A 7,473-nucleotide genomic window follows, 5' to 3' on the forward strand; every position below is an offset into this window, starting at 1 on the left:
CCCGGAGCACGGGCACGGGGACACGGCATCAGCGGTCGGGACGCGCTGTCATGGCCGCTCAGTGTTCCAGCGGGGCCGTGTCCCGGGTCATGCGCCCGATGAGGTCCGCCGCCCGTTCCGGGTGGCGGTCCAGCCAGCTGCCGAAGTGCTCCCGGACGCCCTGCTCGACGCCGTCGCGCACGGCGGCTCCGCCCAGCCGGCCGCGGGTGGAGCCTTCATACTCCGGGCGGTCCAGTCTCACCGAGACGACCGCTGTCAGCCACCTCCCGCACACGTCCGGCCAGCATCGCGAACGAACACTCCACGGTGTCGAAGATGTCGGGGTCGGGCCGGAAGGCGATCGTGGTCCCGGTGTCCGTCGCCGGTCCCACGGCGGCAGGCGGGGCGAGTGCGACGCCGCGCGCGTACTCCTGGACCCAGCGCGCTCCCCCGCGCCGCACCTCGGCCGTGAGGCGGCTCGACAGAGCGGTGGCGGCACAGGGTCCTACACCGTAGACGCTCCAGCGGACGGCGTTTCGGCCGTCGGGCCGAAGTCCGGTGTCCGGCCTGGTCAACAGGGTTTCCAGACCGTCGCCGACGCAGGCTCCGCCCGCATCCGCCTCGAACGGGACGCCCGGCCCGTCGTCGGTGATCCGGATGCCGCCGTCCCGGGTGAGGGTGACATCGACGCACCCGCCACCAGCCGCCAGGACCTCGTTCACCGACCGGCCGGCGACCTCGTGCACCGACTGATGGAGGCCGCGTACGCCGGTGGAGCCGACATACATGCTGGTCCGCTTCCGCATGGCCTCGCGCCCCTCCACCTCGGTGCCGCGAGCAGCGTCGTACTGGCTGGTTCCCTCAGTCACGAATCCCCCTCCCCGGGCGTCCGACAAGACTTCAGCCCGTCAGCAGGTCCGGGTTGCCCGCCAGAGCGGCCAGGCGGCCCTGCGGATCCGGGACGAGGCGGCGTTCGGTGAGGTCGAGGACGCCGGCCACTCCGGTGATCTCCGCGGCCACCGTGCCGTCCTCCTTGATGATCTGCTGCGCCAGCGTGAACGTCTTCCCCGTGCCGTAGTCGAACCGGCAGGTGACCCGTACGCGCTCGCCGCCCCGCAGCTCGCGGCGGTACTTGACGGTGACCTCCAGCTGGACCGGGCCGATGCCGCCGGCGAGCAGCTTCTCCTGGGGGAGCCCGGCGGCCCGCAGCAGCTCCCAGCGGGCGTGTTCCGCGTACTGGAGGTAGACGGCCTGGTTCAGGTGGCCCTGGGTGTCGAGCTCGTAGCCGCGCACGGTCACATCAACGGAGAAGGTCATGACCGTGCGAACGCCTGGGCCCGGCGGCCCATTCCGGATAGGCGGCTACTCCGCGCGCAGGTGCGGGAAGCACCATTCGGTGCGGCTGCGCAGCACGGATCCGGGGCGCAGCACCGTGCTCGGGTGGTCGGGGCGGTTGGGTGAGTCCGGTAGGTGCTGGGTTTCCAGGCAGAGGGAGCCGTGGCGTTGGTGGCGGCGGCCGGTGCCGTCGGTGAACGCGCCATCGAGCTGGTTGGCGGTGTAGACCTGGAGGCCCGGTTCGGTGGTCCACAGCTCCAGGGTGCGCCGGTCGCCGGGAGCGGTGAGGCGGGCCGCCCGGCGCAGGGCTCCGGGGGCGGCGGGGCGCAGGACCCAGCAGTGGTCGTAGCCGCCGGCCCGCTCCAGTTGGGCGTCTGTGTGGCTGAGGCGTTCGCCGATGCGGTGCGGAATCGTGAGGTCGAAGGGGGTGCCGGTCACCGGGGCGGGCGGGTCTTCGGGGATGGAGCCGGCGTCGACGGGGAGGTAGGCGTCGGCGTCCACCTGGAGGGTGTGGCCGAGGATGTCGTCGTCGCCGAGATTGAGGTAGGAGTGGTTGGTGAGGTTGACGACGGTGGGCCGGTCGGTGGCGGCCGTGTAGTCGACGGCGAGGGTTCCGGCGGTGTCCAGGGTGTAGGTGGCGGTGACGTCGAGCGCTCCGGGGAAGCCCATGTCGCCGTCGGGGCTGTGCAGGGTGAGCCGGAGGACGGCCGTGGTGTCGGTACGGTGCCCGGCGGCCTCCCAGACCTTGGTGTGGAAGCCGTCGGGGCCGCCGTGCAGGGCGTGGCCCCGGTCGTTGGCGGGGATGTGGTGGGTGGTTCCGTCGAGGGTGAAGCGGCCGTGGGCGATGCGGTTGGCGTACCGGCCGATGACGGCCCCGAAGTACGGGTTCTTGTCGGTGTAGTCGTCGAGCGCGGGCAGCGAGCGGACGACCGGGCCGGGTTCGCCCGCGGTGTCCGGCACGGTGAGGCTGTGCAGGATACCGCCGTAGGTGAGGATCTCGGCCCGGACGCCGGTGCCGGAGTCGAGGGTCCAGAGGTCGATCTCGCTCTGCCCGTGGGCGCGGCCGAACGGTTTGCGGTGCACGGTGGGCATGAGGAGTTCCTTGGGGGTGCGGGGAAGGGCCTCGCGGCTACAGGTGCTGGGGGCGCGGAAGGGGCCTCGCGAGTCGCGTCAGCTGGGCGGTCCGGAGGCCTTGCGGGGTGTGGTGGACTCGCGGGGCGTGGTGGACTCGCGGACGACGAGGCGGTAGCCGGGGCGGGGCCGCCGGGGTTCGGCGACCGGGGCACCCGCGAGGCGTTCGACGAGGCTGTCGACGGCGAGCCGGGCGATGGCCGCCTTGTCCGGGGCGATGGTGGTGAGGGTGGTGGAGCCGTACCGGCTCTCCTCGATGTCGTCGAAGCCGACGACGGCGATGTCGTCCGGGATGGTGAGGCCGCGTTCGGTGATGGTGCGCATCGCCCCGGTCGCGATCATGTCGTTGTACGCGAACACGGCGTCGGGCCGCTCGCCCCGGTCGAGGAGCGAGGCCATCGCGGCGGCCCCGTCCTCGCGCCCGTAACCATCGGTGACGACGACGAGTGACTCGTCCGGTGCGATGCCGGAGGCTGCCAGCTCCTCGCGCCAGCCGCGCAGCCTCAGGTGGGCGGGCTGGCGTTCCTGCCCGGTGCGGGAGCCGAGGAAGGCGATACGGCGGTGGCCCAGCGCGATGAGGTGGGCGACGGCCTCGCGGGCGGCGGCCACGTTGTCGATGGCGATGTGGTCGTACGGGGCCTCGTACTCCCGCTCGCCGAGCAGCACCAGCGGCGCGGTCTCGGTGCGGGCCATCAGGTCCTCGGTCTCCAGGTGGATGGGGCTGAGGATGAGCCCGTCGATGACGTGGGAGCGGAATCCCTGGCAGACCAGCAGTTCCTTCTCGCGCTGGCCAGCCGTGTGGTCGACCAGGACGGTGTAGTCGTGCCGGGCGGCCGCGTCGACGACCTCGCCGGCCAGCTCCGCGAAGTACGGGTTGCCGAACTCGGGGACGGCGAGCGCGATGATGCCGGTGCGGCCCTTACGCAGATGGCGGGCGGTGAGGTTCGGCCGGTAGCCGAGCTCGTCGATCGCCTGCTGCACCTTGGCCCGCATCTGAGGGGTGACGTGCTGGTAGTTGTTGACCACGTTCGACACGGTCTTGATGGACACGCCCGCCCGTTGAGCTACGTCCTTGAGGCTGACGCCCACGGCACTCCTTGTTTCCTTGGTTCGACTCGGCCCGGCCTGTGCGGTTCAGGTGGTTCTGCGGCTGCGCGCGAGGTAACGCTGCGCCACCACGACAACGATAAGGAAGCCACCGCTGACCACCGACTGGTACGAGGAGTTGAGCGAGCCGATCTGATTGATCAGGTTCTGGATCACGGCGAGAAGCAGGACGCCCCAGAGGGTGCCGCTGATCGAGCCGGCTCCGCCGATGAGGAGCGTGCCGCCGATGACGACGGCGGAGATCGCGTCCAGTTCCATGCCGACGCCGACGATGGTGACGCCGGAGGAGAGGCGGGCGGCGTTCAGCGCTCCGGCGAGTCCGGCGAGCAGTCCGCTGAGGGTGTAGACGAGGATCTTCGTCCGGGCGACGGGCAGGCCCATCAGGGTGGCCGCGTCGCTGCTGCCGCCGACCGCGAACAGGGTCTGGCCGAACGAGGTGCGCTGGAGGAGGAGTCCGCCCGCCCCGAAGAGGGCCAGCGCGATGAGGATCGGGTAGCCGAAGCCCCAGACACTGCCCTGGCCCAGCTCGGCGAAGGCGGAGTCCTTGGGCACCAGGTAGGTGGTGGCGCCCTCGTCGGTGAAGGCGAGGAGGATGCCGCGCGCCGCGAGGAGGCTGGCGAGCGTGACGATGAAGGGGGCCATGTTGGCGCGGGCGATGAGCAGCCCGTTGACCAGGCCGATCGTTCCGCAGACCACCAGGGGCACCAGCAGGGCGGCGAAGAAGCCCCATTGGGAGGCCCAGGCGGCGAGGACACCGCCGAGGGCGAAGACGGAGCCGACGGAGAGGTCGATGCCGCCGGTGATGATGACCAGGGTCATGCCGAGGGCGACGATCGCGAGGAACGAGGCCTGGACGGTGACGCCCCGGGCGTTGTCGACGCTGGCGAACGTCGGGTAGACGAACGAGGCGATGAGGATCACGGTCAGCAGGACCGCGAGGACGCCTTGGCGCTGGACGAGTTCGCCGATGCGGGAGCCGGTGGAGCGCTCGGGCCGGGGTTCGGTGCGCGAGGGGGCGCTCTTGAGGGGCGCCGGGGACTCGGCGGGGGGCACGGTGGCCGGTTGGGTCTTGTTCATCGGGACCTACGCTCCCGGGCGACGTAGACGGCGGCGATGATGATGGCCGCCTGGGCGATCTGTGCGGTGGAGTCGGGCAGGTCGTGTTTGACGAGGGTGGCGCGCAGCAGCTGCATCAGCAGGGCTCCGGCGACGGTGCCGAGCACGCGGATGGAGCCGCCGTTCAGCGGGGTGCCGCCGACGACGACGGCCGTGATGGCGGACAGCTCCATGAGGGTGCCGAGGGAGGACGGGTCGCTGGCGGTGAGCCGGGCGGTGGCGAGGATGCCGGCGAGCGCGGCCATCACCCCGCAGAGGATGTAGACGCCGATCAGGACGCGCTTGACGGGCAGTCCGGACAGCGCGGAGGCCGAGCGGTTGCCGCCGATGGCGACGATCTGCCGGCCGAAGGTGGTCCGCTGCACCAGGAATGCGACGGCGAGTGCGAGGACGCCCGCGATGAGGACGACCGTCGGGATGCCGAGGAAGGAGCCGGTGCCGAGCGCGAGGATGTCCGGGTTGACGATCTGCTTGAGCTGGCCGTCCGCCATGACGAGGGCGAGGCCCCGGCCGCCGACGAACAGGGCGAGGGTCGCCACGATGGGTTGCAGCCCGACGAGCGAGACGAGCGTTCCGTTGATCGCGCCGACCACCGCCCCGGCGAGCAGGGCGATCAGGAGCGCGGGGACCAGCCCGTAACCGAGGTAGAGCGGCAGCAGGGCGGCGGCGAGCGCCATGGTGGAGCCGACGGAGAGGTCGATGCCCTCGGTGCCGATGACCAGGGCCATGCCGAGCGCGACGATCACGATGGGCGCGACCTGGACGAGCTGGGTGCGCAGGTTGTCGGCCGTCATGAAGTGCTCGGTGAACAGGGCGTTGAACAGCAGCACGACGGCGACGGCCGCGTACACGCCGTACTCCTGGTACCAGGCGGGGTCGCGGAGCCGGGCCAGTGGCTTCGCGGGGCGTGGCAGGGTGGCCTGGGTGGTCATCGGGGGTCCTCCTGGCCGGTCGGGACCTTCCCGCCGGGTTCGGGCGTGTGATCACCGGGCGCGGTATCGGGCGTTCGGTCGCTGAGCCCGGCGGCCGGCGTGCGGTCGGCGCGCACGGCGCCGGGCGTGTGGTCGCTGAGCACGGTGTCGGGCGTGTGGTCGGCGAGCACTTCGAGCAGGCGGCTCTCGTCCACCTCGTCGCCGGCGAGTTCACCGGCGACCGCCCCGCCGCGCAGGACGACGATGCGGTCGGCGCCCTCGATCAGCTCCTCGATGTCGGAGGAGATCAGCAGCACGGCAAGCCCCTCGCGGGCGAGTTCGTCGATGAGGGACTGCACCTCGGCCTTGGCTCCGACGTCGATGCCCCGGGTGGGCTCGTCGAGCAGCAGGACCTTGGGCTCCAGGCAGAGCCAGCGGGCGAGCAGCACCTTCTGCTGGTTGCCGCCGGAGAGTTCGCCGACCTTCTGCTCGGGGCTGGACGCCTTGATCCGCAGTCGCTTCATGAAGATGTCGACAATGCGGTCCTGCTTGGCGCGCGAGACGATGCCGGCCTTCGAGAGCCGGGGCATGGCGGCGAGCACGATGTTCTCGCGGACGGAGAGGCCGGGGACGATGCCCTCGGCCTTGCGGTCCTCGGGGAGCATGCTGATGCCCGCGCGGATGGCGGCGGCCGGGGTGGGGCGGCCGAGTCGCTTGCCGTCCACGGTGATCTCCCCGCCGTCCAGGGGCAGCGCACCGGTGAGCGCCTTCGCGGTCTCGCTGCGCCCGGAGCCCAGCAGACCGCCGAGTCCCAGGACCTCACCCGCGTACAACTCGACGGATATGTCGTGCAGTTGGTGGCGGCGGTCGAGGCCCTTGGCGGTGAGGACGGGGGTGCGGGCGGCGTCGTGCCCTTCGGCGGCGAAGCCGGTGAGGCCGTCGCGGCGGACCTCGGCCATGTCGCGGCCGAGCATCATCGACACCAGCTGCATGCGTTCCAGCGGGGCGAGTTCGCCGGTGTGGATGTGGCGGCCGTCGCGCAGGACGGTGACCCGGTCGCAGATGCGGTAGAGCTCGTCCATGCGGTGGCTGACGTAGAGGACGGCGATGCCCTGGCCGCGCAGGTTCTCGATGACCCGGAACAGGGTCTCGACCTCGCGGGGCTCCAGCGAGGAGGTCGGTTCGTCCATGATGACGACCTGCGCCTGTACGGAGACGGCGCGGGCGAGCGCGACCATCTGCTGGGTGCCGATGCCGAGGGTGTGCAGGGGCCGCTTGGGGTCGACGCGGACGCCGAAGCCGTCGAGGAGTTCGGTGGTCTCGCGGTTCATCCGGGGGAAGTCGATGAGACCGAACCGGTTCTTCGGCTCCCGGCCCAGGAAGATGTTGCGCGCCACGCTCATCAGCGGGACGAGGTTCACCTCCTGGTAGATGGTGGAGATCCCGGCCTGCTGCGCCTCGAAGGGGCGGGCGAAGCGGACGGGTTCGCCGCTCACGCGCACCTCGCCCTCGTCGCTCTGGTAGACGCCGGTGAGCACCTTGATGAGGGTGGACTTGCCGGCCCCGTTCTCGCCGACGAGCGCGTGGACCTCACCCGCGCGCAGCGCGAAGGAGACGTCGTCCAGGGCGACGACGCCCGGGAACCGCTTGCTCACCGAGCGGGCTTCGAGGACGGGGTCGGGTTCGGCGACAGCGGCCCCGGTCCCGGCGGTTGCCGGGTGCGGGGGTGTCGCGTGGGTGGGTGCCATGAATCCTGGCCTTCCGGTGGTACGGGAGAGGTGCCGGGCCGCCCCCGCGCCCCCGGCGGTGCCCCGGGGGGCACGCGGCGGCCGCGGTGCCCGGGGGCGGGGCGCGGGGCGTTACGGGGGGGGGGCCCGGCGGGGCCGACCCGCCC

General features: G+C 71.8%; 8 protein-coding genes. All 8 read right to left on the bottom strand.

Features of this window, described 5'->3' with window-relative positions; translation table 11 throughout:
• Positions 1-58: 58 nt before the first annotated feature.
• The 8 genes from ACFWM7_RS31685 to ACFWM7_RS31720 all read right to left on the bottom strand — a co-directional run bounded on the left by ACFWM7_RS31685 (position 59) and on the right by ACFWM7_RS31720 (position 7,327).
• Positions 59-274, bottom strand: a complete 216-nt coding sequence (locus ACFWM7_RS31685; RefSeq protein ID WP_383267209.1) for a hypothetical protein — start codon at positions 272-274, stop codon at positions 59-61.
• Positions 216-848: a hypothetical protein gene (locus ACFWM7_RS31690; RefSeq protein WP_383267212.1), complete on the bottom strand. Its 633-nt coding sequence runs from the start codon at positions 846-848 to the stop codon at positions 216-218. Before ACFWM7_RS31690 ends, ACFWM7_RS31685 begins: the two co-directional genes overlap by 59 nt.
• 31 nt (positions 849-879) lie before the next feature.
• On the bottom strand, positions 880-1,296 hold the full coding sequence (locus ACFWM7_RS31695; protein WP_383267214.1) for an acyl-CoA thioesterase: 417 nt from the start codon (positions 1,294-1,296) through the stop codon (positions 880-882).
• Between the two features lie 45 nt (positions 1,297-1,341).
• Positions 1,342-2,406, bottom strand: a complete 1,065-nt coding sequence (locus ACFWM7_RS31700) for an aldose epimerase family protein (RefSeq protein ID WP_383267217.1) — start codon at positions 2,404-2,406, stop codon at positions 1,342-1,344.
• A gap of 78 nt (positions 2,407-2,484) precedes the next feature.
• Complete coding sequence (locus tag ACFWM7_RS31705) at positions 2,485-3,534, bottom strand: LacI family DNA-binding transcriptional regulator (protein ID WP_383267220.1); 1,050 nt, start codon at positions 3,532-3,534, stop codon at positions 2,485-2,487.
• Positions 3,535-3,579: 45 nt separating this feature from the next.
• Positions 3,580-4,629, bottom strand: coding sequence for an ABC transporter permease (locus ACFWM7_RS31710; protein ID WP_383267223.1), 1,050 nt, complete (start codon positions 4,627-4,629; stop codon positions 3,580-3,582).
• Positions 4,626-5,600, bottom strand: coding sequence for an ABC transporter permease (locus ACFWM7_RS31715; protein WP_030712918.1), 975 nt, complete (start codon positions 5,598-5,600; stop codon positions 4,626-4,628). The genes ACFWM7_RS31710 and ACFWM7_RS31715 overlap by 4 nt, the downstream gene beginning before the upstream one ends.
• On the bottom strand, positions 5,597-7,327 hold the full coding sequence (locus ACFWM7_RS31720) for a sugar ABC transporter ATP-binding protein (RefSeq protein ID WP_383267226.1): 1,731 nt from the start codon (positions 7,325-7,327) through the stop codon (positions 5,597-5,599). The genes ACFWM7_RS31715 and ACFWM7_RS31720 overlap by 4 nt, the downstream gene beginning before the upstream one ends.
• Positions 7,328-7,473: the final 146 nt, after the last annotated feature.

It is taken from the genome of Streptomyces sp. NPDC058375, from assembly GCF_042723425.1.
In the GTDB taxonomy this organism is placed as follows: domain Bacteria; phylum Actinomycetota; class Actinomycetes; order Streptomycetales; family Streptomycetaceae; genus Streptomyces; species Streptomyces durocortorensis.